The organism is Tritonibacter aquimaris (assembly GCF_009617595.1).
Classification (GTDB): Bacteria; Pseudomonadota; Alphaproteobacteria; order Rhodobacterales; family Rhodobacteraceae; genus Epibacterium; species Epibacterium aquimaris.
On record NZ_WIXK01000001.1, the window covers coordinates 107,678 to 131,482 of the forward strand.

Sequence of the window (23,805 nt, forward strand, 5' to 3'; positions counted from 1 at the left end):
GGACAAATGACTGACTTCTTTAACACCCCAGGCGGCATTGCAGTTCTGATCCTGGCGCAGACCCTTGCGGTTGTAGCTTTTGTGATGATCTCGCTTCTGTTTCTGGTCTATGGCGACCGCAAGATCTGGGCAGCGGTGCAGATGCGTCGTGGCCCCAATGTGGTGGGGGTTTATGGCCTGCTGCAAACGATCGCGGATGCGCTGAAATACGTAGTGAAAGAGGTGGTCATCCCGGCCGGCTCTGATCGCACAGTGTTCATGCTGGCACCGCTTACATCTTTTGTGCTGGCGATGATTGCCTGGGCGGTGATCCCGTTCAACGACAGCTGGGTGCTCTCGGACATCAATGTCGCGATCCTCTATGTCTTTGCGGTCTCTTCATTGGAAGTGTACGGCGTGATCATGGGGGGCTGGGCGTCAAACTCCAAATACCCATTCCTCGGCAGCTTGCGCTCAGCGGCGCAGATGATTTCTTATGAGGTCTCGATCGGCCTGATCATCATCGGTGTGATCATTTCAACCGGGTCGATGAACTTTGGCGATATCGTGCGGGCGCAGGACGGTTCGGCCGGGCTGTTCAACTGGTACTGGGTGCCGCATTTCCCGATGGTCTTCCTGTTCTTCATCTCCTGCCTGGCGGAAACCAACCGTCCACCGTTTGACCTTCCCGAAGCGGAATCAGAACTGGTTGCGGGCTATCAGGTGGAATATTCCTCAACACCGTTCCTGCTGTTCATGGCTGGTGAATATATCGCCATCTTCCTGATGTGCGCGCTGACCTCGCTGTTGTTCTTTGGCGGCTGGCTCTCCCCCATTCCATTCATCGCCGATGGGGCGCTGTGGATGGTGGCGAAGATGGCGTTCTTCTTCTTCCTTTTTGCAATGGTGAAAGCCATCACCCCACGCTACCGCTACGACCAACTGATGCGCCTTGGCTGGAAAGTCTTCCTGCCGTTCTCGCTGGTATGGGTGGTCTTTGTATCCTTTGCTGCACGTTTCGATTGGTTCTGGGGGGCATTTGCCCGCTGGAGCACAGGAGGCTGATATGACCCAGATCGACTATACCCGCGCTGCCAAATACTTCCTGCTGCAGGATTTCTGGCAAGGTTTTAAACTGGGAATGAAGTATTTCTTTGCTCCCAAGGCAACGATCAACTACCCGCACGAAAAGGGGCCTTTGTCCCCGCGTTTCCGCGGTGAACACGCGCTGCGCCGCTATCCCAACGGCGAAGAACGCTGCATTGCCTGCAAGCTCTGCGAAGCGGTTTGCCCGGCGCAGGCGATCACCATTGATGCGGAACCGCGCGAAGACGGCAGCCGTCGCACCACGCGGTATGACATCGACATGACCAAATGCATCTATTGCGGTTTCTGCCAGGAAGCCTGCCCGGTAGATGCCGTGGTCGAAGGACCCAATTTTGAGTTCGCCACTGAGACCCGCGAAGAGCTGTTTTATGACAAGGAAAAACTCCTGTCGAACGGCGAACGCTGGGAAGCAGAAATTGCCCGTAACCTCGAATTGGATGCGCCTTACAGATGAGTGATCCCAAAAACCCATTTGAAGCGATGATGAGCCAAGCCCAGGAGATGGCCAAAGCGCTGAACCCTGCGCTTGAAGAGTTCTCGCCCAAAGGGTTTGAGGCGCTCTGGCCCACCATGCCCAAAGAGGTCATGGAAATGATGTTTGGCAATTCCGTCAATAAAGACGGTCTTGATGCCAAGACCCGGCTTCTGCTGACGTTGGCAGGGCTGATCTGTCAGGGGGCGCAGGCTGATACGGCGCTGCGCCAGACTGTGAAACACGCCCTTGAGGCGGGAGCAAAGAAACAAGAGATCGTGGAAGCGATTGGACATATGTCGGTCTTTGCCGGCATTCCGGCCATGAACCGCGCGCTGGAACTGGCGCAGGAAGTCATGGGCGACAACAAGGACGACGAGACATGAGCGTGTTTGCCTTTTACCTCTTCGCCATCAGCGCGATCACCGGGGGTCTGTTTACTGTAATCAGCCGCCAGCCGGTGCATTCGGTGCTGTGGCTGATCCTAGCCTTTATTTCCTCAGCGGGGCTGTTTGTGCTTTTGGGCGCAGAGTTTGTCGCCATGCTGCTGGTGATTGTTTACGTGGGGGCGGTCGCGGTGCTGTTCCTGTTTGTGGTGATGATGCTGGATGTGGATTTTGCCGAACTCAAGGCGGAGATGGCAAAATACATGCCGCTTGCGCTGTTGATCGGCCTGGTGATCCTGATGCAGTTTGTCCTCGCCTTTGGCGCCTGGGAAACAGCGCCCGCCGCAAGCTCGCTTCTGGCGCAGCCGACACCGGCTGACCGACACAACACCGAGGCGCTTGGCCTCATCATCTATGATCAATATTTCCTTTTGTTCCAGCTGGCAGGTCTGATCCTACTGGTGGCCATGATTGGCGCCATCGTTCTGACCCTGCGCCATCGCCAGGACGTCAAACGCCAAAATGTTCTGGCTCAGATGTACCGCGACCCGGCCGAAGCCATGGAGCTGAAAGACATCAAACCGGGGCAGGGACTTTGAGAACATGATCGGTCTTGAACATTATCTTACAGTGGCGGCGGTGCTATTTGTCATCGGCATCTTCGGGCTCTTTTTGAACCGCAAGAACGTCATCATCCTGTTGATGAGCATCGAACTGATGCTCCTGGCGGTAAACATCAACCTGGTCGCCTTTTCTTCCTTCTTGGGCGACCTCGTCGGGCAGGTCTTTACTCTGTTCGTTCTGACCGTCGCGGCTGCTGAGGCTGCGATTGGTCTGGCGATCCTGGTTTGCTTCTTCCGTAACCGCGGCACCATCGCCGTCGAAGACATCAACGTGATGAAGGGCTAAGGCGTCATGGAAACCATCCTTCTCTTTACCCCGCTGGTCGGGGCCCTGATTTGCGGCTTTGGCCAAAAATTCATCGGCGAAAAAGTTGCAACGATCACGGCCACCGCGCTTTTGTTCCTGACGGCGCTTCTGTCGTGGGTCGTGTTCCTGACCTTTGATCCAAGTGCCCATGAAAATGGCTACTATGTGGTTGAAATCCTGACATGGATCCAGTCGGGCTCGCTTGATACCTCCTGGCAGTTCCGGGTGGATCGTCTGACCGCGATCATGCTGATCGTGATCACCACAGTGTCGGCGCTCGTGCATCTGTATTCCTTTGGCTACATGGATCACGACCCGCAGTGGAAAGACGGCGAAAGCTACAAGCCGCGCTTCTTTGCCTACCTGTCCTTCTTTACCTTCGCGATGCTGATGCTCGTCACTTCTGACAACCTGGTGCAGATGTTCTTCGGCTGGGAAGGCGTGGGCGTGGCCTCATATCTGCTGATCGGCTTTTACTACCGTAAGCCGTCTGCCGGTGCTGCGGCGATGAAAGCGTTCATCGTCAACCGTGTCGGTGACTTTGGCTTCTCGCTGGGTATCTTTGGCCTGTTTTTCCTGACCGACAGCATCAGCTTTGGTGAAATCTTCGCCGCTACCCCAACCTTGGCCGAAACCACGGTGACCTTCTTGTGGACTGACTGGAACGCGGCCAATCTGATTGCCTTCCTGCTGTTTGTGGGTGCGATGGGTAAATCGGCGCAGCTGATCCTGCACACGTGGCTGCCGGACGCGATGGAAGGCCCAACACCCGTGTCGGCGCTTATTCACGCGGCGACCATGGTTACCGCAGGTGTGTTCCTGGTCTGCCGCATGTCACCGCTGATGGAGGTTGCCCCGCAGGCCACCGCATTCATCACCGTGCTTGGCGCCACAACCGCATTCTTTGCCGCCACCGTCGGTCTGGTTCAGACCGACATCAAACGCGTGATTGCATATTCGACCTGCTCGCAGCTCGGCTATATGTTCGTGGCCGCTGGTGTTGGTATGTATTCCGCAGCCATGTTCCACCTGTTCACGCACGCGTTCTTTAAGGCGATGCTGTTTTTGGGCGCGGGCTCGGTCATCCATGCGATGCACCATGAACAAGACATGATGAACTACGGCAACCTGCGCAAAAAGATCCCCTATACCTTCTGGGCGATGATGATTGGTACGCTGGCCATTACTGGTGTTGGCATTCCGCTCACGCATTTTGGTTTCGCGGGCTTCCTGTCCAAAGACGCCATCATCGAGAGCGCCTATGCAGGCGGATCCATGTATGGTTTCTGGATGCTGGTGATTGCAGCTGCGATGACGTCTTTTTACTCTTGGCGCCTGATCTTCCTCACCTTCTACGGCGAGGCACGCGGCAACAAACATACGCATGAACATGCGCATGAAAGCCCGATGGTTATGCTGATCCCGCTTGGTGTTCTGGCCGTGGGTGCGGTGCTGGCCGGTATGGTCTGGTACGGCAGCTTCTTTGGTCACGCAGATAAGGTGGGCAAATTCTACGGTATTCCGGTGGCTGAAGCGTCGGAACATGGTGCAGGTCACGACGATCACGCCGAAACTAAAGCCCATGATGATCACGCGCATGATGATCACGCTGACGATCATGCAGATACCCATGCTGCAAAAGACGATCACGCAGATGACCATGGCGGCGATCACCACTACGCCTTTGTGGGCAAGCCGGGTGAAGGTGCGCTGTATATCGCGCCAGATAATCACGTGCTCGATGATGCCCATGCGGCCCCGAAATGGGTCAAAGTGGCACCGTTCATTGCGATGCTCTTGGGCTTTGCACTGTCATATCTCTTCTACATCGTAAAACCGGATCTGCCCAAACGCCTGGCAGAGCAGCAAAAGCCGCTTTACCTGTTCCTCAAGAACAAATGGTACTTCGACGAGCTTTACACCGCTGTCTTTGTCAAACCGGCGCTGGCACTTGGTCGCTTCCTGTGGAAACGCGGTGATGGTGGCACCATTGATGGCTTCCTCAATGGTCTGTCCATGGGGGTCATCCCCTTCTTCACCCGCCTCGCTGGGCGCGCGCAATCTGGTTATATCTTCACTTATGCCTTCTGGATGGTGCTTGGGATAGCTGCCCTTGTCACCTGGATGTCGATCGGCGGAGGATCGCACTGATGGACAATCTCCTCTCTATCGTCACCTTCATTCCAACGGTGGCGGCTATTATCATGGCCCTGTTCCTGCGCGGCGAAGACGAAGCAGCGCAGCGCAACGCCAAATGGACCGCGCTGTTTGCCACTTCAATCACCTTCCTGGTGAGCCTGGGCATCTATTTCCAGTTCGACCCCAATGATACGGGCTTTCAGTTCCTTGAGGAACGCGACTGGCTGATGGGGCTGAAATACAAGATGGGCGTAGATGGCATCTCGGTGCTGTTTGTGCTGCTGACCACCTTTGTCATGCCGCTCACCATCCTGTGCAGCTGGGACATCAAAACCCGCGTCAAAGAATATATGATCGCCTTCCTGGTGCTGGAAACCATGATGCTGGGCGTGTTTATGGCGCTGGATCTGGTGCTGTTTTACCTGTTCTTCGAAGCAAGCCTCATCCCGATGTTCCTGATTGTGGGCATCTGGGGCGGCAAAAACCGCATCTACGCCTCGTTCAAATTCTTCCTCTATACCTTCTTTGGCTCGGTGCTGATGCTGGTGGCGATGGTGTCGATGTTTGCGGATGCGCAGACCACCGATATTGTGGCGCTCTTGTCGCATAGTTTCTCGGCGGGATCCTTTGATGTTCTGGGCATCCACGTTGTGGGTGGCATGCAGACGCTGATGTTCCTTGCGTTCTTTGCCTCATTTGCGGTGAAGATGCCGATGTGGCCGGTACACACCTGGCTGCCAGATGCCCACGTGCAGGCCCCAACTGCGGGTTCGGTCGTGCTGGCGGCAATCATGCTGAAGATGGGGGGCTATGGCTTCCTGCGCTTCTCACTGCCGATGTTCCCGGTGGGTGCCGAAGTGATGACCGATGTCATCCTCTGGATGTCTGCGATTGCGATTGTCTACACCTCGCTGGTGGCGATGGTGCAGGACGATATGAAAAAGCTGATCGCCTATTCTTCGGTTGCGCACATGGGCTTTGTTACCATGGGGATCTTTGCCATGAACCAGCAGGGGATCGATGGCGCGATCTTCCAGATGCTGAGCCACGGCTTTATCTCGGCGGCGCTGTTCCTTTGTGTGGGTGTGATCTATGACCGCATGCACACCCGTGACATCGACGCCTATGGCGGCCTCGTGATCCGTATGCCTGCTTATGCGCTGGTGTTCATGTTCTTCACCATGGGCAACGTTGGTCTGCCGGGCACCTCGGGCTTTATTGGGGAATTCCTCACCCTGGTGGGCACCTTCCAGAAAAACACCTGGGTGGCCTTTGTTGCGACCTCTGGTGTGATCCTCTCGGCGGGCTATGCGCTTTGGCTCTATCGTCGGGTGGTGTTTGGCGATCTGATCAAGGAGAGCCTGAAAACCATCACCGATATGAACGCGCGTGAAAAACTGATCTTTGCGCCACTCATTGCCATGACCCTGATCCTCGGCGTCTACCCGGCACTGATCACTGATATTATTGGCCCGTCCACTGCGGCGCTGGTCGAAAACGTTAACCAATCCCTGGCTGCTGCAGACACTTCGCCTGTAGCGACCCGGATTGCGTCGCACTAAGGGAGTGCATGGCAAATGACCCAAGCTGATCTCTCCGTAATCCTGCCAGAGATTATTCTGGCGCTCTTTGCGATGGGCGCGCTGCTGCTCGCGGTCTATACGGGCAAAGACAAACTGGCGGTGCCGCTGCTATGGTCCACCGCTGGCCTGATGCTGGTGCTGGCGATTGTGATTTCAACGCTGCCAGCGGGCACCAATATCGCCTTTAACGGCATGTTCGTGGATGACGCCTTTGCGCGTTTCTCCAAATCCGCGATCTTGGTGGTCACGGCCATCGTGCTGGTGATTGGTCAGGACTATATGCAGCGTCGTGACATCCTGCGGTTTGAATACCCGCTGCTGGTTGCACTGTCGGCTGTTGGCATGATGATGATGGTCTCTGCGGGCGATCTCATGTCGCTTTACATGGGGCTCGAACTGCAGTCGCTGGCGCTTTACGTTGTGGCGTCCTTGCGCCGTGACAGTGCCAAATCCACCGAGGCCGGTCTGAAATACTTCGTGCTGGGCGCGCTGTCTTCGGGTCTGCTGCTGTATGGCGCATCCTTGGTATACGGCTTTGCGGGCACCACGAAGTTTGCAGGTATCATCGCCGTTGTTGAACATGGTGAGATGAGCCTCGGCCTGCTGTTTGGTCTGATCTTCCTGATCTCGGGCCTTGCGTTCAAAGTCTCGGCGGTTCCGTTCCACATGTGGACACCAGATGTGTATGACGGTGCGCCAACCCCGATCACAGCCTTTTTCGCCACCGCACCCAAAGTGGCGGCAATGTCGCTCTTTGCGCGGGTGATGTTTGACGCTTTCGGCGGCGCGGTGCAGGACTGGCAGCAGGTGCTGGTGGTGCTTTCGGTGCTGTCGATGTTCCTTGGTGCAATTGCCGCAATCGGCCAGCGCAACATCAAACGCCTGATGGCCTATTCCTCGATTGCCCACATGGGCTATGCGTTGATTGGTCTGGCTGCGGGTACTGAGCAGGGTGTTGCCGCCATGCTCACCTATCTGGTGATCTATATCACCATGAACGTTGGCACCTTCTCCTTCATCTTGATGCTGGAAAAAGATGGCAAACCCGTCACCGACATCCATGCGCTCAACCTCTTTTCCAAAAAAGAGCCGGTGAAGGCGCTGGCGATGCTGGTATTGCTGTTCTCGCTCGCGGGCGTGCCGCCGATGCTGGGCTTCTTTGCCAAATACGGTGTCTGGCAGGCAGGTATTGAATCCGGTCTCACCGGGCTGGTGATTGCCTCGGCTGTCGCTTCGGTGATTGGCGCATATTACTACCTGCGGATCGTGTTCTTCATGTACTTTGGCACTGAAGGTGCTGATGTTGTGGCCAACCGCTCACCGGTTTTGTCCGCAGCCCTGTCCGCTTCCGCCCTTTTGATGGTGGTTGGATTGGTATATCAGTTCGGCATCGAGAACGCCGCCTTGACCGCAGCGGCAACGCTTGTCAATTGACACTGGCGTAAGGCACTTTAGCGTGGCCCGGTCTTAGGATCGGGCCTTTTGCGTGAGGAATTTCATATGAGCTGGCCGGTAGGTTACGGAAAACGCGTTCTGACCGAAGTTGATAGTACTTTGGATGAGGCCGCGCGCATTGCACCCGAGCTGATGGGACCAGAGTGGATCCTGGGTCTGAAACAGACCAAGGGGCGCGGACGACGTGGACGCGACTGGAAAGACCCCAGTGGCAATTTTGCGGGCACTTTGGTGCTGCGCCCCAACGGCACCCCGGCCGAGGCCGCGCTGCGCAGCTTTGTTGCAGCGCTTGCGCTTTATGATGCGATCGAGGCGGTGACTGGACGTTCCGAGGGGCTGGCGCTCAAATGGCCCAATGATGTGCTGCTCAACGGTGGTAAACTTGCTGGCATCCTGCTCGAAAGCGTGGGTGGCGCGCAGGGTCTGAAGCATCTCTTTATTGGCATCGGCGTCAATCTGGTTGAAACCCCAATGAAAGAATGGCTGGAACCACAGGCGGTTTGGCCGGTGTCCGTTCATGGCGAAACCGGGGTTCAGGTCACGCCCGAGGCGTTTCTGGACGCCCTGGCCGAAGCCTATGCCCGCTATGAGCTGCAATTCACCACGCTGGGATTTGAGCCGATCCGCGTAGCTTGGCTCGCCCGCGCCGCCCGTTTGGGTGAGGTAATCACCGCGCGCGCAGGTCAGCAAGAATACGAAGGCACCTTTGAGACGGTGGACAGCGAGGGCAATCTGGTTCTAAACACCGCCAAGGGCCGCGTCTCTATCGCCGCAGCTGATATATTCTTCTGATACGGGGGCGCGCCCATGCTGCTGGCGGTCGATTGCGGGAACACAAATACGGTTTTTTCTCTGTGGGATGGTAAATCCTTTATGGGGATGTGGCGCACCGCGACCGACTGGAAACGCACCGCGGATCAATATTTTGTCTGGCTTGATACCCTGATGAAACTGCAGGGGATCGACGCCAAGATCACCGATATGATCATCTCATCCACGGTGCCGCGGGTGGTGTTTAACCTGCGGGTGCTGTCGGATCGTTACTTTGACACGCGGCCTTTGGTGGTGGGAAAATCCGACTGTCTATTGCCAGTGGATGTGCGCGTTGACACTGGCACCACCGTAGGCCCCGACCGGCTTGTGAATACGGTTGCAGGCTATGACAAACACGGCGGTGATCTTATCATTGTCGATTTTGGCACCGCCACCACCTTTGATGTGGTAGACCTTGATGGAGCCTATGTGGGCGGGGTGATTGCCCCTGGTGTGAACCTCAGCCTTGAAGCCTTGCACCAGGCCGCCGCCGCGCTACCTCACGTGGACATCTCCAAACCGCAGGCGGTGGTCGGCACCAATACAATTGCCTGCATGCAGTCCGGGGTATTCTGGGGCTATGTGGGGCTTGTGCGCGAAATCTGCGATCGCATCCGTGCTGAACGCGGAACCGAAATGAAAGTTATCTCTACAGGCGGGCTGGCGCCGCTTTTCCAGCAATCTGCAGATCTGTTTGATGCCTTTGAGGAAGACCTCACCATGCATGGCTTGCAGATCATCCATTCATACAACAAGGACGTTGGCACCTCGGAATGAGTACTGAAAGATTGATTTACCTGCCTCTTGGTGGGGCAGGGGAAATAGGCATGAATGCCTATGTATATGGCTATGGCAAACCGGGGCAGGAGCGGCTGATCCTGGTGGATCTTGGTGTGACCTTCCCGGACATGGATGGAACGCCGGGCGTCGATCTGATCATGCCCGACATTGCCTGGTTGCGCGAACGCAAAGACCAGCTTGAGGCGATCTATATCACCCACGGCCACGAAGATCACATTGGCGCGGTTGGCCATCTCTACAGCGAGCTCGAAGCGCCGATCTATGCGCGCTCATTCACCGCAAACCTTGCCCGTCGCAAGCTCGACGATCAGGGCCTGCCGGGTGAGGTGGTTGAAACGGTATCGCCCTGGCCCGAAGTGCGGGAACACGGCCCCTTCAAGGTTGCGGTTGCGCCCATGTCGCACTCGATCCCCGAAAGCGGCGCATTGGTGATCGACACCCCAGCTGGCCGTGTCATCCATACCGGCGATTTCAAGCTTGATCCCAACCCGCTGGTGGGCGAAGCCTTTGATCCTGATATGTGGGCAGAGATTGCCAAAGATGGCGTGCTGGCGCTGATCTGTGACAGCACCAATGTGTTTTCCCCCAATCCGGGGCGCTCTGAATCGGAACTGCCCGACGAGATCACCAAATTGGTGGCGGGCTGTTCTGGCATGGTTGCCGCGACCACATTTGCGTCAAACGTTGCGCGTGTGCGCACCCTCGCCGAAGCAGGCGCGCGGGCTGGCCGCTCCATCGTGCTGCTCGGCCGTGCCATGCGGCGCATGATCGAAGCTTCGACCGAGACCGGTGTTCTCACGGATTTCCCGCAAGTGGTTTCGCCCGAAGACGCCAATAAGATCCCGCGCGAAAATCTGATGCTGATCACCACCGGCAGCCAGGGTGAACGCCGCGCCGCCACCGCGCAGCTTGCACGCGGCAAATACCGCGGCATTGAGATGAAAGAGGGTGACACCTTCCTGTTTTCCTCAAAAACCATCCCAGGCAACGAAAAAGGCGTCGGCTACATTATCAACCAGTTCTCTGAGCGTGGTATCGATGTGGTGGATGACAGCTCGGGGCTGTATCACGTTTCAGGTCACGCCAATGGTCCCGATCTTGAGGCATTCCATGCCATCATCAAGCCCGAGATCCTGATCCCGATGCACGGTGAACACCGTCACCTGCGCCGCCACGCGCAGCTTGCCGAAGCAAAAGGCATGAAAAGCGTGCTGGCTGTCAACGGCATGGCGGTTGAACTCAACGCTGATGCCCCCCGCGTGGTCGAATATGTCGACACCGGCCGCACCTATCTTGATGGCTCGGTGAAAATCGGTGCCCTTGATGGTGTGGTGCGCGATCGTATTCGCATGGCGCTGAATGGCCTCGTGGTTGTGACCGTGATCCTGGACGAAGAGGATGAACCACTGGGCGAGCCCTGGGTTGATCTGCGCGGCCTGGCTGAGGTTGGCCAATCCAAAGCGCCGCTTGAGGATGTGATGGAAGAAGATCTCAACCAGTATCTGATGCGCGCCGATGCAAAAACGCTGCGCGACGAAGAAAAGCTGGAAGAGAACCTGCGCCGCATCGCCCGTCAAAGCGCGATGTCGGAAATCGGCCGCAAGCCTGAGGTCACCGTGATCGTCAGCCGTATGCGCTAAGACCACGACAGTTTACAAAAAAACAAAGCGCCGCGGGTTTTCACCTGCGGCGCTTTTGTATTGGGACGAGGCTTGGCCTTAGCCGTGAGCAGGGCGGGTAAAGGCCGGGCGTGCTGTGGCTTTGCGAGCAAATACCGCGCGAAAGGCTGCGCGCAGGAAAGTTGCAAAAGCTTCAGAACGCATCTGGCGTGCACGCAGTTCTGCGTCACGAATGTTCTGGGTGGTCAGTGAGTTAGCGGTCATGATAGGTGCCATCCGAAATGAGTGTGTTATTTTCTTTCCGGTCAGATACGCCGCTTTGCGGTGAATTACATGAGCCAGTTTCGAAGACCCGTCATGCTGCAAGTGCAAAGGTAAGAACTTTAAATACTTGGGCAAAACAAAACAGCCGCCCCAAAGGAGCGGCTGTAGCTAGAAAACTGTTCCTGCGATCAGCTGGCGCGGCGCTCGGCAAAGCTCAGCGCGATAAAGCTTGGCATATGGTCACCCATGCCCACTACAACGCGATCATCACGACGCCCACCAGAGCGCTTGTTTGATTTGCTGTCACGGGATTTAGGTGCGTCAGAGCGTGATTTGCTCTGTGGCTTGCTCGCGGTTTTGCTCTGCGGTTTCTCCGCATCGCTGCGGGTGCTCGCACGCTTCTCGCTTGTATCAGCTGTTTTTTCAGCCGCCTTATCGGTTTTCTTTTCAGCCTTAGGTTTTGGCTTCACCGGATTTTCCAGACGGGTGATCTGCTTTTTCACCAGCGTCTCAACCGCATCCAGGGCTTTTTCATCCTTGGGGGTGCAGATGGTGAAGGCTTTACCCTGACGCCCGGCACGACCGGTACGGCCAATGCGGTGCACATAGTCTTCGGCGTGGCCCGGCACATCATAGTTGAACACATGGCTCACGCTTGGCACATCCAGCCCGCGCGCCGCCACATCTGAAGCCACCAGAATACGCAGCGATCCCTCGCGGAAACCTTCCAGCGTTTTCATCCGTTGCGCCTGATCAAGATCGCCGTGAATAGGCGCGGCGTCATAGCCGTATTTTTTCAGGCTTTTTGCAACGATGTCCACGTCGGTCTTGCGGTTGCAAAAGATGATCGCATTGGCGCAGCTATCACCTTCTTGGTCAATCAATGTACGCAGCACTTTGCGCTTTTCACTGCCTTCACGATCGCGACGCGAGGCTTTGAACGCCACAACAGCTTGTTCGATGTTTTCCGAAGTGGTCGCCTGACGGGCGATTTCCACACGGGCAGGTGCCGACAGGAACGTATTGGTGATGCGTTCGATCTCAGGTGCCATAGTGGCCGAGAAAAACAGCGTCTGGCGGGTAAAGGGCGTCAGGCTGAAAATGCGTTCAATATCGGGGATGAACCCCATATCCAGCATCCGGTCAGCTTCATCCACCACCATGATCTGCACACCGGTCAGCAACAGCTTGCCGCGCTCAAAATGGTCCAGCAGACGGCCGGGGGTGGCAATCAGAACATCAACGCCACGATCAATCAGCGCCTCTTGTTCTTTGAAAGAAACCCCACCAATCAGCAGCGCTTTGGTCAGCTTCAGGTGTTTGGTGTAGGTGTCGAAATTCTCAGCAACCTGCGCCGCCAATTCACGGGTCGGGCACAAAACCAGGCTGCGCGGCATGCGGGCACGGGCGCGGCCACGGGCCAGCAGGGTGATCATCGGCAGGGTAAATGACGCGGTCTTGCCTGTGCCGGTTTGTGCGATGCCCAGCACATCTTTGCCTTCCAGCGCAGCAGGGATAGCCCCGGCCTGAATGGGAGTGGGGCTTTCGTATCCGGCGTCATCAATCGCCTTCAAAACCTTGGGGTTCAGGTTGAGATCGGTAAATTTGGTCATATGTGTCCATATATTGCGGACACAGATTTGGCCCGCGCGTTCCATCGCGTTAAGGGGAGCGGGCTGGCAGCTGCCCGTCTCATATAGCCGCAGCGCATAGCAAAATCGAAGCCCAGCGTCAAACCAAGTGGCCGAAAATAAGGATCTAATTAAAAGTTACTGTATTTGCGCAACAGCATTTGCATAGGTTGGAAAGTGTTTTTCCAGTGTTTTTTCCCGCGCCAGATCTACGTCGCGCAACATGCCAAACTCCCTAAGCTGCGCCCGCCGCGCTGCGGTGTTTGCGCAAAACTCTTCATAAAACGCACGTAATCCGGCCTCTCCGCGGCGCTGCTCCAGCTCAGAAAGGGCCTCATGCATGGTGGGACCATCCGGGCCAAAGGCGCGAAACGGTTTCAGGTTGGCGCGATAGGCACCATGGCTGTGGCGATAGCGATATTGCGCAATCCAATGGTCCCAGTCACGCGCATGAAAATGGCACAGATCGATGTTTTTCAGATCCACCGCGCAGGGATTCTTCAATTCCCCGACAAAACACTGATGAATGCGAATCTTCAGATCCTCTACCTGGGTGCGCACAAAGATCTTCCCCACCCTGTGGCTCAACATCCCGCCCGCCACATAGGCCCCCCAATTGGGATAAAGCGTCTGGGTCATCGCGCGCAGCTGCTCTCCTTTGGGCACGGCGGTGCGAAAATAGCGATCCGACCCCGCCAGCGCTTCGGCTGGATACACGCGCGCGGTGATGGCTTCGTTGGGCAGGGCGGCCAGCTCATGGGCAATTGGCGCAACGCTCCACAGGAACTCATCCACATCGATATGGGTGAGCCAGTCCAGATCCTTGCACTGTTTGCGATAGGCGCGGTTGGCATTGTAGGTCTGGCGCAGCTGATGCGCGTCAGGGCGCGTGCGTGGCTGGCGCTTCCAATAGGCCGCGTCGCAGTCAATCACCCGCACTTTGGGATGGGCCTTGAGATAGGGAAACGCCTCAGGGCAGGGCGCATCCAGATAGATACAGACCCGATGCGCGCCCTGTTCCAGATGATAGGCCGCAAACATCAAAACCTCCCGCGCAGGTGCCTTGATCGTAGAGACAATACCCCAGCGGGGCAGAGGGGTGTGAGGGGGCATAAAAGATGTCATCCAGTGGCTGATCCAACGATGAAGATGCAAGTGAGCGGCGCGAAAGGCAAGTCTTTGCAATCAATGCCTCAAACGGGCACCACCAGAATGGGCGCTCTGGAAATGTGCCGTGCTCGGCAGGGCATCCCCGCCTGTACCGACCATCGTACATTCGCAACGCGCAAGACTGTCACATTTGATATGTGGTGACATGATACAGGATGCATGACTTCCCGCGTGCCGCGCGCGATGACCCGTAAATGTTGGGGGAGACAGCGTTCGCGTTGGGCTTGGTTTTGACATAGGGGGACAGATGATGATGGATCTGGAAACGGTTTGGGAATATCGCGAAGAGACAGCCTACCCTGAGCTCCTTGGCTCAAAATCGCGCGGAATCTTCCCGCTCTCTCAGGCATCGTTTCAGCCCTTTGGAGATGCGCGGATCGATGCGCGCTGGCTGCAGTACGGTGTTTTTGAATTTGCGCCAACAGATCGTCGCGCAAGCTGGGTCTATATCACCTCTGGTCAGTCAAATCCCTGGGATGTCCCACCAGAGGAGTATCAACCCGATGGTGCGTCGGGCGCAGGTGTGGAATTTTCGATTGAAACGCAGGCGCAGGGCGATTGGGCGATACGGTTTTTGCTCAAGATGCTCGCCTATGATCTTCTTCTGTCACATGGACATTTCGGAGATAGACCCCCGCTGGGCCTGGATGATCGCATCCCGCTGGGTGGCCCGATTGATGGCAAAGAAGGCACGCCGATTACAAATGTTATTCTGCACAGCCCCGTAAGCTACGCACCGCAGTTTCAGCTGCCCTCTGGCACAGTTGAGATACTTCAGTTTATCGGGGTAACAGAGCAAGAGCGAGACCTTGCGCGAAACGAAGGCTTTGCAAGCCTTCGCACCCGATTGGAAAGCGACGGTAGCTTTCCCGCAACCCGCTTAGTGCGCTGATAGCGAAGCATAAATTCAATCGCTACCCCGCGCAGTCGCCTTGATGGTAGAGACAATACCCCAATGGGGGAGAGGGTTTTGTGGGAGCATTGGACGCAGGCTGTTTGTCGCGACTATGTCGCGCCGAGCATGCAGGGCCAGAGACCAGAAGGCAAGTTTGTCAGCAAACCATGGTCCGCTTTGCGGGACGACGTGTGAGTTCGCTGCAGTTGCGCCAGTGCCGGAACTCCGAGTTTTTCACTGGCAGGTACCACCTAATATGCGTAGATACTACAATAGATTCAGAGAGTTCACAGTAAGGTACGCGAGATGAGCGAAATCTTTGTTGGAATATGGCAAAATGCGCCAATCTGGGTTTGGCCGCTCTTCTTTGTACTTTTGGCGATTGGTGTGTTGGCAATGAAGACGCGGAGCAGCTCAATTGTTCCTTATTTCTTCTACCCATTGTTCGGCCTGACGGCTGTGAAGGCGCTTATGGGACTTGGTCATATTCCCACGAGTTGGATTGTTTTTGCCTCTTTTTACATGGTTGGCCTGACGGTAGCTTTTCGGTGGCAAGATGGATTGATCCTTGAAAAAAAGGGTCGAAAGATGCGGCTTCAAGGAGACAAAATGACGATTTTGATCCTTATGCTGATCTTCTTTTCCAATTTCGTGAATGGCGTGTTTGAAGCAGTGGCTCCGCACGTGTTGAGTACACTGCTATACACTGTCATCTTTGGCGGATTGATTGGTTTGTGCTCTGGCAGTTTCACCGGCCGGGCACTGCGGGTGATCACGCTAGGCGACCGGGCGGTAGCCACATCTGTCTAACAACAGGTATTCGATGATTGCGCTGCATTTCGGCACATCGGGCTCACTGCAGACATAAAGCCACAAGGCCGTGCAGACCCTCCACAAAGGATCTGCACCTATTCACAAGGCCGCTTTAAGGCCGCAGCCCAATCAGACCATCATTTCCTTGGTCGCGGTCAGCTTCAGCTCGGGGTGGTCGCGTTCAACCCGGTCGATGTCCCATTGCAGGCGGGTCAGGAACACATGATCGCCGTCATGGTCAAACGCCATGTGTTGCTTGTTGCGGTCGGCGAATTTCTCCACCTCCGCCTTTTCACCTGACAACCAACGCGCTGAGGTGAATTGAGACTGTTCAAACCGCACCGGCAGCCCGTATTCCATCTCAATGCGCGACGCGAGCACTTCAAACTGCAGCGCGCCAACAACCCCCACGATAAAGCCCGAGCCAATCGCGGGTTTGAACACTTTGGCCGCGCCTTCTTCGGCAAATTGCATCAGCGCTTTTTCCAGATGTTTTGCCTTCATCGGATCGCCCGCGCGAACGCCTTGCAAGAGTTCCGGCGCAAAGGACGGAATGCCAGACACGCGCAGCGCTTCGCCTTCGGTCAGCGTATCACCAATGCGCAATTGTCCGTGGTTGGGGATGCCGATGATATCACCCGCCCAGGCCTCTTCGGCCAATTCGCGGTCTGAGGCCAGAAACAGCACCGGGTTGGAAATCGCCATCGGTTTCTTGGTGCGCACATGGGTCAGTTTCATGCCGCGTTTGAAATGGCCGCTGGCCATGCGCACAAAGGCAACGCGGTCGCGGTGTTTTGGGTCCATATTGGCCTGAACCTTGAACACAAAGCCCGCAACTTTCTTTTCCTCAGGGGCGATTTCGCGCGGCTGCGCCGATTGCACCTGCGGCTCTGGCCCATAGGTGGAAATGCCGTTCATCAGCTCTTTGACACCAAAGGAGTTGATCGCCGAGCCAAACCAGATCGGGGTCATATGCCCCTCAAGCACCGCCTGCGGATCAAGCGTGGGCAGCAGCTCCTTGGCCATCTCGACCTCTTCGAGCAGCTTTTCAAGCAGATGCTCGGGCACATGTTCCGCCAGTTTGGGATCATCAAGCCCGTCGATTTCAATGGTCTCAGCCACCTTGTTACGATCGGCGCGATCCATCAGTTCCAGCCGGTCGCGCAGCATGTCGTAACAGCCGATAAATTCACGGCCGACCCCAATGGGCCAGGAAGCGGGCGTCACATCAATCGCCAGATTTTCCTGAATCTCATCAATGATATCAAAGGTCTCGCGGCTTTCGCGGTCCATTTTGTTACAAAACGTCAGGATCGGAAGGTCGCGCAGGCGGCAAACTTCAAACAGTTTCTGCGTCTGGCTTTCCACGCCCTTCGCGCCGTCGATCACCATCACCGCCGCATCCACCGCTGTCAGCGTGCGATAAGTGTCTTCCGAGAAATCGGAGTGGCCCGGCGTGTCCACCAGATTGAAGCGGAATCCTTCAAAATCAAACGACATCGCAGAGGCCGAAACCGAGATCCCACGGTCCTTTTCCATCTGCATAAAGTCAGAGCGGGTACGCCGCGCTTCGCCCTTGGCGCGCACCTGTCCCGCCATCTGAATAGCACCGCCATAAAGCAGGAACTTTTCCGTCAGCGTGGTTTTACCTGCATCCGGGTGCGAAATGATCGCAAACGTCCGGCGACGGGCAATTTCAGGCGGCAATTCGGGGCGATTTGTAGCGGTGTCCAACATGAGCGCGGATATAGGTAGTTTTCAGGCGATGAGCAAGAAAAAGCCCCCACGCAAACGGCAGGGGGCTTTTATCCAAGCTTGTGCGAAACGGCGTCAGCAGCCGCAGTCGTCTTTTTTGCGCACGGCCTGTGCCTGCTGGCTGAGCCAGAAAGAATAGCTGACAAAGATATTGTCGATCAATTCCAGCGTCTGTGTGGTCTGTTTGCTCATCTGGGCTGAGGCCTGTAGCGCGATATTGTTCTGCCGGTCCACCAATTTCGAGGTGGTATCAGCGCCGGGCAGTTTAGAGGCATAGACCACCCAGTCTTTCCAATCTTCCTGCCATTGCTTTTGCATCTCAATGCTGCGCTGGCTCGCGCTCAGAAACAGCGACATCGCTTCAAACAATGTATCTGGCTTATCTGAATTTGCGGCCAGAACTGCGGCATCCTTCAACGTGTCAAAGGCCCGCATGCCGTTCTTGGCCTGTACTTCGCAGGGTTTTACGATGTGATCTTCAAACATTGGTGGGCTCCTTTTCGAAGCAATAAAGCGGGGCGTTACAGTGAGGCCAGCTGCGACAGCATCCCATGGACTGCGCTGATCTGAACTGCGTTTTTGCTGTAATAATCAGGTTCGGGCGATTCCGTGTCGCTGTAGCCCCACCAATCCCAGCAGCCTTCGGGGTTTTGCGCCGCATTGGTATCGGCACCCACGGCCTGCGGGAACAGCAGGATAATGTTGTTGGCCTCTGCCATCTCAACATAGCCGGTGGTGGTGATATAGCGGGTGCCATAGGGGGGCTGATTGGCCTTGTCTGCCAGCCCGTTCACATAGTTCACATAGGAATAGCCCTGTTTGCAGCCATGCATCACAATATGCACGCCCTTGGCTTCGGCTATGCCTTTGTCGACTTCCGAGGGGATATAGGCATAGCCGTATTTCGCCATGCTGGCGCGCGCACCTTCTTCGCCCCAGAACGGCTCCTGTTCAAACTGCACATAGCGACCATGGGCCCGTTGCGCCGCTGGTTTCAGCTTGCCGTAGATATGTTGCAACAGCTGGTGGGACTGAACAAAATCCCCCTTGTTGATATAGGGCGGCTTATTGGCCGCCAGGGGGCTGTCGGTGTCATTGACGGTGATAATCGAATGACCCGCAGGCACGGTGTCGTCATAGGCAATGTTTTTTTCCGGCACACCCAGCTCTGCATAAAAGTCGCGCGTTGCCGCAACCGAGACCGAGCGCACCACCAGATCCTTGGAGCCAGTGAAGATATAAACCTTGTCATCGGTCAGGTTTTTCAGATCGTCGATATTTTCCGTACACCGCGCCTTTTCTGCAAGTTCCTTGCCATTGGGGGCAGTGTCTTTGGTCAGCGGATTCATTGCCACATAAAGCGCGTTCAACACATAGGCATCCGCAGGCTTATGGGCTGCGTGCATATAGCTTTCAACACAGCGATATGGCCCGCCGGCAATAACGCCCGCGCCAATGAAATCCGCCGAATGCGCCACATGCATCTGCACCGTCATAAAAGCGCCAGACGAGAGGCCAGAAATGGAATGCTGGCCCTGGGTTTTGAACTTGGGAAGAGTAGATGTTTCCAATCGCATCGAAATCTCCAAAACAAAACAGGGCATGCTGCACCTGCAAAGTGACGATAGGTCTCGATCCGGCTCGCGTAAATCGACCCTCAGCTAAAGCAGCGCAAAAAATGGCGCTGTGGGATTTGATGCAACTTTTAGCCGCGCGATGCCTGTTTCAAGGCGGCGATTGCATCACCCCGTGGCAGTTGGCTTTTGCGGGGTTCCAGATAGGGCAGCTGATCCGCAGCCGTATGTTCCAACACCGCGGCAGAACATAGCGCAGGCGCAGTAAAAGGCGTCAACAGCAGGGTTTCTGCGGCAATCCCTTCGGCATAAATAATGTGATGGCGGTCAAACAGGATCTGAAAGTAATCCACGTAACCCCCATCTTGCACCGTAACTGTGCTGCCATTGACCAGATCTGACGCACGTACCAGAATCTCAGGTGTGCCAAGGCCAATACTGTCGCTGCGCTGATACACCATCAGCCGGTGCTGCGGGCTGACAATCAGATCCTGCGCATTGTTGAGCGCACCTTTCTTGATCAGGATCGGTGCCAGATTGCCCACGGCAGGTGCGGTGCTCTGCCCAATCCAGCGGATCTCGCGCGGGCCTTCATCGCGGGTCAACACCCGATCCCCCACCTTGAGATCTTCGATCTTGCACTGCGCACCGGTGGCCAGGGTGATATGGGTGCCCCGGCTAAAAGACGCGCTGGCGAGCTGCGCCAGTTTCTGGTGCTGCGTGTGGCGATTGGCTGCCACCAATGTATAGCCCTGATCTGCACGCAACGGCGCCAGCGGCAGCAGATAGATCTCGGCAATCATCCCGTCGCCATCCACTTCCACGGCGGAAACCACCTCAACATTGGGGCCAACCGCAGGCATCAATGTCACTACGCAATCCAGATGCAGCCGCGCGCCTGCGCGCCCCATATCGGTGTCTTTGGCGATTGAAATCGTGCCATCGGGGCAGGCGTCCAGCGCCAGCCGCCCCATCACGCTTTTGGCCAAGAGCTGATAGGTGTCATCGAGCACCAGGTCTTCATAGATGCCAAAGGCATCGCCAAGGTTCGCGCCCGTTTCTACAAAAAACTGATCGGCGCGATAGGCGAGTGTAGACAGTGAAGAGGTGGACAGTGATGAAGTAACAGCCATAACCCAGCGTATATTGGTGATCGGTGCCTGGCGTTTGATCCTAACGCCACAGGCTCTTTAAATCATTAATTTAAAAATGAGGCCATTTGCGGACCTTTGGCGGATTTTTCTGTGGTGGCCCGCATCCGCGAGTTGTGACTGGCCATCGCGGCCATAGATATGCAAGGGTTCATGCAAACAATACGCGAACATATGGGGAATAAAATGGATCTTGGTATTTCGGGCAAACGCGCTTTGGTCTGTGCAAGCAGCAAGGGTCTGGGTCTGGGCTGCGCCGAGGCGCTGGCAGAGGCGGGCGTGGATCTGGTGATGAACGCCCGCGGCAGTGACGCGCTTGAACAGGCGGCTGAAAATATTCGCAAAACCTATGGCGTTTCGGTCACCACCGTCGCCTGTGACATCACCACAGATGAAGGCCGCGCCAAGGTTCTGGATGCGGCGGGGCAGATCGACATCCTTGTGACCAACGCAGGCGGCCCGCCTCCCGGCCTGTGGAGCGACTGGGACCGCGACGATTTCATTGCCGCCCTTGATGCCAATATGCTCACCCCGATTGCGCTGATGAAGGCGCTGTTGCCCGCAATGATCGATCGCGGCTGGGGACGGGTGGTCAATATCACCTCACAATCTGTGAAAGCGCCGATTGCGGTGCTTGGCCTGTCAAATTCCGCCCGCGCTGGGCTCACCGGTTATGTGGCAGGCACCGCCCGTCAGGTTGCAGCGCATGGTGTTACCATCAACAACCTGCTGCCCGGCATCCACGCCACCGATCGCGCGGTGTCGCTTGATACGGGTGTCTCCAGCCAGCAGGGGATCAGCCTTGATCAGGCCAAGGCCCAACGCGAAGCCACCATTCCCGCCCATCGCTATGGCACCCGTCAGGAATTTGGTGCTACCTGCGCGTTTATGTGTTCCCAGCACGCTGGCTTTATGGTTGGCCAGAACATCTTGCTGGATGGCGGTGCCACCAACGCGACACTGTAATCATGGACACCGGTTTTTCGCTGAAAGATCAGCTTTTTAACGAAGAAAAGACCCGCTATCTTGCGGGTCTGTTTGCGCCGGTTGCACCGGGGTTTGATGCAGGCAAATTCACCGATGATGTGATGTCGCGCCTTTTGGATCTGGAACTGAAAGAGCGCATCAACTGGATCGCCGAAACTCTGGGTACGCATCTGCCACAGCCCTTGCCAGAGCTTGCGCCCATTCTCACCGCAGCCTTGCCCGAACCGCTGGACCCGAGCCTGAGCGATGATGATTTTGGCGATTTCATCTTTGCTCCGATTGGTGAATTTATCGTGGCACGCGGGCTGGACGATCACCCGGAATTGTCGCTGGATCTCATTTCTGAGGTCACCAAACGGTTCTCGATGGAATGGGCCATCCGCCCGTTTCTGAAACAATGGACCGATCTGACCCTCGCGCGCATGGCCAAATGGGCTGAACATGAAAACTACCATGTGCGCCGCCTTGCCAGCGAAGGCACCCGCCCGCGTTTGCCCTGGGGCATGGCGGTGCCGCTGACACTGGATGCGCCGCTGCCCATTCTTGATGTGCTGCACCGTGATCCAACCCGCTATGTGACCCGTTCGGTTGCAAATCACCTCAATGACATCTCCAAAAAACAGCCCGCACTGGTGCTGGATCGTCTGACGCGCTGGGCGGAACTTGGCCAGCAGGACACAAAGGAGCTGAAATGGATCACCAACCACGCCCTGCGCGGTCTGGTCAAAGCGGGCGACCCCCGCGCGCTCCGCCTGCTTGGCTATGATCCCGATGTGGCGCTTGATGCGACGCTGACGCTGCAGGTGGATCGCGTGGCCATAGGTGACGCGCTGATGTTTGACTGCCAGCTGAGCGGAGATACGGATGCGCCGGTGCTGGTGGACTACATCATGCATTTCCCTACCAAAGGCGGCAAAACGCGCGTAAAAACCCACAAGCTGAAACAGGCCACGCTCAAAAATGGCGCGCTCAGCCTGAAAAAATCCCACCACCTCAAAGGCGGTGCCAGCACCTTTACCCTGGTGCCGGGGCCCCATCACATTGAACTGATGGTCAATGGTGTGGTGCGCGCAAAAGCCAGTTTTGAGCTGACAGAGTAGAAATAAACCAACGCAAATGGTCACGCTTGCGTGACTGTTTGCGCCCGGTGTTGCGGGGCCACACAAGGCACATTAGCTCCAGTTCCAATCACGACAGGAGCCAGCCCCCGATGAAACATGAAAACGTTCAGAACTATTACGGCGAAGTGTTGCAAGGCAGCGATGATCTGCAAACCAATGCCTGCTGCAGCCCCGATGATATGCCCGATTATGTCAAACGGGTGCTCTCTGACATCCACGACGATGTTCTGACGCGCTACTATGGCTGCGGCTTGATTGCGCCCTTGGCGCTGGAAGGCGCGCGCATTCTGGATCTTGGCTGTGGCGCGGGGCGTGACGTTTATGCGCTCTCCAAACTGGTGGGGGAAACCGGACGCGTTGTGGGCGTTGATATGACCGAGGCGCAGCTTGATGTGGCCCGACGCCATCAGGAGTATCACGCGGAAAAATTTGGCCACGCGCACTCTAACGTCGAATTTCACCACGGCTATATCGAAAAGCTCGATGAGCTTGATCTGGAGCCCGGCAGCTTTGACATCATTGTCTCAAACTGTGTGGTCAACCTTGCCACCGATAAGGCGGCGGTTCTGCGCGGCGCGGCGCATCTGCTCAAAGACGGCGGCGAGATGTATTTTTCAGATGTCTACGCCGACCGCCGCGTGCCAAGGGAAATGGCCGAGGATGAAGTGCTCTATGGCGAATGCCTCTCAGGCGCGCTGTATTGGAATGATTTCCTGTCGATCTCCAAGGCGTCCGGGTTTAACGACCCCCGCCTTGTCACCGCGCGGCCTTTGACCATTGAAAACCCGGTGCTGGAACAACGGGTTGCGCCGCTTTCTTTTGTGTCGGCCACCTACCGTCTGTTCAAACTCGCAGCACTTGAACCGGCCTGCGAAGATTACGGTCAGGCGGTGATTTACAAAGGCACGGTAGAACACGCACCACATGAATTTATCCTCGACAGCCATCATGTGATCCCCAAGGGCAAGGTGTTTCCCGTCTGTGGCAACACTTGGATGATGCTGCGCGATACGCGCTTTGCCGATCATTTTGATTTTATCGGCGATTTTGAAACCCACCACGGTATTTTTGAAGGCTGCGGTGGAGATGCGCCTTTTAACTTTGATGCGGACGGTGTTGCGTGCTGCTGATCTTGCGCGCGTTTCACCGGGTTGATAATG

Annotated in this window: 23 protein-coding genes; 16 read left to right on the forward strand and 7 right to left on the reverse strand. The window is 56.3% G+C overall.

All coding sequences use genetic code 11. From position 1 onward, the window contains the following. Positions 1–6 precede the first annotated feature (6 nt). From nuoH to GG681_RS00505, 11 genes are all read left to right on the forward strand, one after another. Entirely contained in the window at positions 7–1,044 is a 1,038-nt protein-coding gene (gene nuoH / locus GG681_RS00455) for an NADH-quinone oxidoreductase subunit NuoH (protein ID WP_153543990.1), read from the forward strand. A gap of 1 nt (position 1,045) precedes the next feature. Next, positions 1,046–1,540, forward strand: coding sequence for an NADH-quinone oxidoreductase subunit NuoI (nuoI, locus tag GG681_RS00460; protein ID WP_153543992.1), 495 nt, complete (start codon positions 1,046–1,048; stop codon positions 1,538–1,540). Then, entirely contained in the window at positions 1,537–1,944 is a 408-nt protein-coding gene (locus tag GG681_RS00465; protein ID WP_153543994.1) for a carboxymuconolactone decarboxylase family protein, read from the forward strand. Before nuoI ends, GG681_RS00465 begins: the two co-directional genes overlap by 4 nt. Continuing rightward, a complete protein-coding gene (locus GG681_RS00470; RefSeq protein WP_153543996.1) occupies positions 1,941–2,543 on the forward strand; it encodes an NADH-quinone oxidoreductase subunit J in 603 nt (200 codons plus the stop codon). Before GG681_RS00465 ends, GG681_RS00470 begins: the two co-directional genes overlap by 4 nt. 4 nt (positions 2,544–2,547) lie before the next feature. After that, positions 2,548–2,853 carry an NADH-quinone oxidoreductase subunit NuoK gene (gene nuoK, locus GG681_RS00475; RefSeq protein ID WP_153543998.1) on the forward strand — a complete coding sequence of 102 codons (306 nt, stop codon included), beginning with the start codon at positions 2,548–2,550 and terminating at the stop codon, positions 2,851–2,853. Positions 2,854–2,859: 6 nt separating this feature from the next. Beyond that, the gene (nuoL, locus tag GG681_RS00480; protein WP_153544000.1) at positions 2,860–5,025 is read left to right on the forward strand and encodes an NADH-quinone oxidoreductase subunit L; all 2,166 of its coding nucleotides are present in this window, start codon (positions 2,860–2,862) and stop codon (positions 5,023–5,025) included. After that, complete coding sequence (locus GG681_RS00485) at positions 5,025–6,575, forward strand: NADH-quinone oxidoreductase subunit M (protein WP_153544002.1); 1,551 nt, start codon at positions 5,025–5,027, stop codon at positions 6,573–6,575. Before nuoL ends, GG681_RS00485 begins: the two co-directional genes overlap by 1 nt. 15 nt (positions 6,576–6,590) lie before the next feature. Then, the gene (gene nuoN / locus GG681_RS00490) at positions 6,591–8,030 is read left to right on the forward strand and encodes an NADH-quinone oxidoreductase subunit NuoN (protein ID WP_153544004.1); all 1,440 of its coding nucleotides are present in this window, start codon (positions 6,591–6,593) and stop codon (positions 8,028–8,030) included. 66 nt (positions 8,031–8,096) lie between these two features. Next, positions 8,097–8,843, forward strand: coding sequence for a biotin--[acetyl-CoA-carboxylase] ligase (locus tag GG681_RS00495; protein WP_153544006.1), 747 nt, complete (start codon positions 8,097–8,099; stop codon positions 8,841–8,843). 15 nt (positions 8,844–8,858) lie between these two features. Beyond that, positions 8,859–9,641, forward strand: a complete 783-nt coding sequence (locus tag GG681_RS00500; RefSeq protein ID WP_153544008.1) for a type III pantothenate kinase — start codon at positions 8,859–8,861, stop codon at positions 9,639–9,641. Next, positions 9,638–11,305, forward strand: coding sequence for a ribonuclease J (locus GG681_RS00505; RefSeq protein WP_153544010.1), 1,668 nt, complete (start codon positions 9,638–9,640; stop codon positions 11,303–11,305). The genes GG681_RS00500 and GG681_RS00505 overlap by 4 nt, the downstream gene beginning before the upstream one ends. Positions 11,306–11,383: 78 nt before the next feature. Here the strand turns inward: GG681_RS00505 and GG681_RS00510 are convergent, their stop codons facing one another. The 3 genes from GG681_RS00510 to GG681_RS00520 form a co-directional block, all read right to left on the reverse strand. Continuing rightward, the gene (locus GG681_RS00510; protein ID WP_153544012.1) at positions 11,384–11,548 is read right to left on the reverse strand and encodes an RSP_7527 family protein; all 165 of its coding nucleotides are present in this window, start codon (positions 11,546–11,548) and stop codon (positions 11,384–11,386) included. 188 nt (positions 11,549–11,736) lie between these two features. After that, a complete protein-coding gene (locus GG681_RS00515) occupies positions 11,737–13,161 on the reverse strand; it encodes a DEAD/DEAH box helicase (RefSeq protein WP_153544014.1) in 1,425 nt (474 codons plus the stop codon). A gap of 156 nt (positions 13,162–13,317) precedes the next feature. Next, on the reverse strand, positions 13,318–14,220 hold the full coding sequence (locus GG681_RS00520) for a glycosyltransferase family 2 protein (protein WP_235899685.1): 903 nt from the start codon (positions 14,218–14,220) through the stop codon (positions 13,318–13,320). 376 nt (positions 14,221–14,596) lie between these two features. On the opposite strand from GG681_RS00520, the gene GG681_RS00525 reads away from it, so the two are divergent. Both GG681_RS00525 and GG681_RS00530 read left to right on the forward strand, forming a co-directional pair. Continuing rightward, positions 14,597–15,241: a suppressor of fused domain protein gene (locus GG681_RS00525; protein ID WP_153544018.1), complete on the forward strand. Its 645-nt coding sequence runs from the start codon at positions 14,597–14,599 to the stop codon at positions 15,239–15,241. 309 nt (positions 15,242–15,550) lie between these two features. Next, complete coding sequence (locus GG681_RS00530) at positions 15,551–16,054, forward strand: hypothetical protein (protein ID WP_153544020.1); 504 nt, start codon at positions 15,551–15,553, stop codon at positions 16,052–16,054. A 132-nt stretch (positions 16,055–16,186) separates the two neighbouring features. Here the strand turns inward: GG681_RS00530 and GG681_RS00535 are convergent, their stop codons facing one another. The 4 genes from GG681_RS00535 to GG681_RS00550 form a co-directional block, all read right to left on the reverse strand. Beyond that, positions 16,187–17,794 (reverse strand): peptide chain release factor 3, encoded by a 1,608-nt coding sequence (locus GG681_RS00535; RefSeq protein ID WP_153544022.1) that lies wholly within the window; start codon positions 17,792–17,794, stop codon positions 16,187–16,189. A gap of 93 nt (positions 17,795–17,887) precedes the next feature. After that, complete coding sequence (locus GG681_RS00540; RefSeq protein WP_153544024.1) at positions 17,888–18,298, reverse strand: hypothetical protein; 411 nt, start codon at positions 18,296–18,298, stop codon at positions 17,888–17,890. A gap of 35 nt (positions 18,299–18,333) precedes the next feature. After that, on the reverse strand, positions 18,334–19,389 hold the full coding sequence (locus GG681_RS00545; protein ID WP_153544026.1) for an extracellular catalytic domain type 2 short-chain-length polyhydroxyalkanoate depolymerase: 1,056 nt from the start codon (positions 19,387–19,389) through the stop codon (positions 18,334–18,336). A 128-nt stretch (positions 19,390–19,517) separates the two neighbouring features. Next, the gene (locus tag GG681_RS00550; protein ID WP_153544028.1) at positions 19,518–20,519 is read right to left on the reverse strand and encodes a Hint domain-containing protein; all 1,002 of its coding nucleotides are present in this window, start codon (positions 20,517–20,519) and stop codon (positions 19,518–19,520) included. A 204-nt stretch (positions 20,520–20,723) separates the two neighbouring features. On the opposite strand from GG681_RS00550, the gene GG681_RS00555 reads away from it, so the two are divergent. The 3 genes from GG681_RS00555 to GG681_RS00565 all read left to right on the forward strand — a co-directional run bounded on the left by GG681_RS00555 (position 20,724) and on the right by GG681_RS00565 (position 23,775). Then, positions 20,724–21,503: an SDR family oxidoreductase gene (locus tag GG681_RS00555; RefSeq protein ID WP_153544030.1), complete on the forward strand. Its 780-nt coding sequence runs from the start codon at positions 20,724–20,726 to the stop codon at positions 21,501–21,503. Between the two features lie 2 nt (positions 21,504–21,505). Then, a complete protein-coding gene (locus GG681_RS00560) occupies positions 21,506–22,624 on the forward strand; it encodes a hypothetical protein (protein WP_153544032.1) in 1,119 nt (372 codons plus the stop codon). A gap of 110 nt (positions 22,625–22,734) precedes the next feature. Continuing rightward, on the forward strand, positions 22,735–23,775 hold the full coding sequence (locus GG681_RS00565) for a methyltransferase domain-containing protein (RefSeq protein ID WP_153544034.1): 1,041 nt from the start codon (positions 22,735–22,737) through the stop codon (positions 23,773–23,775). The last annotated feature ends 30 nt before the right edge of the window (positions 23,776–23,805 follow it).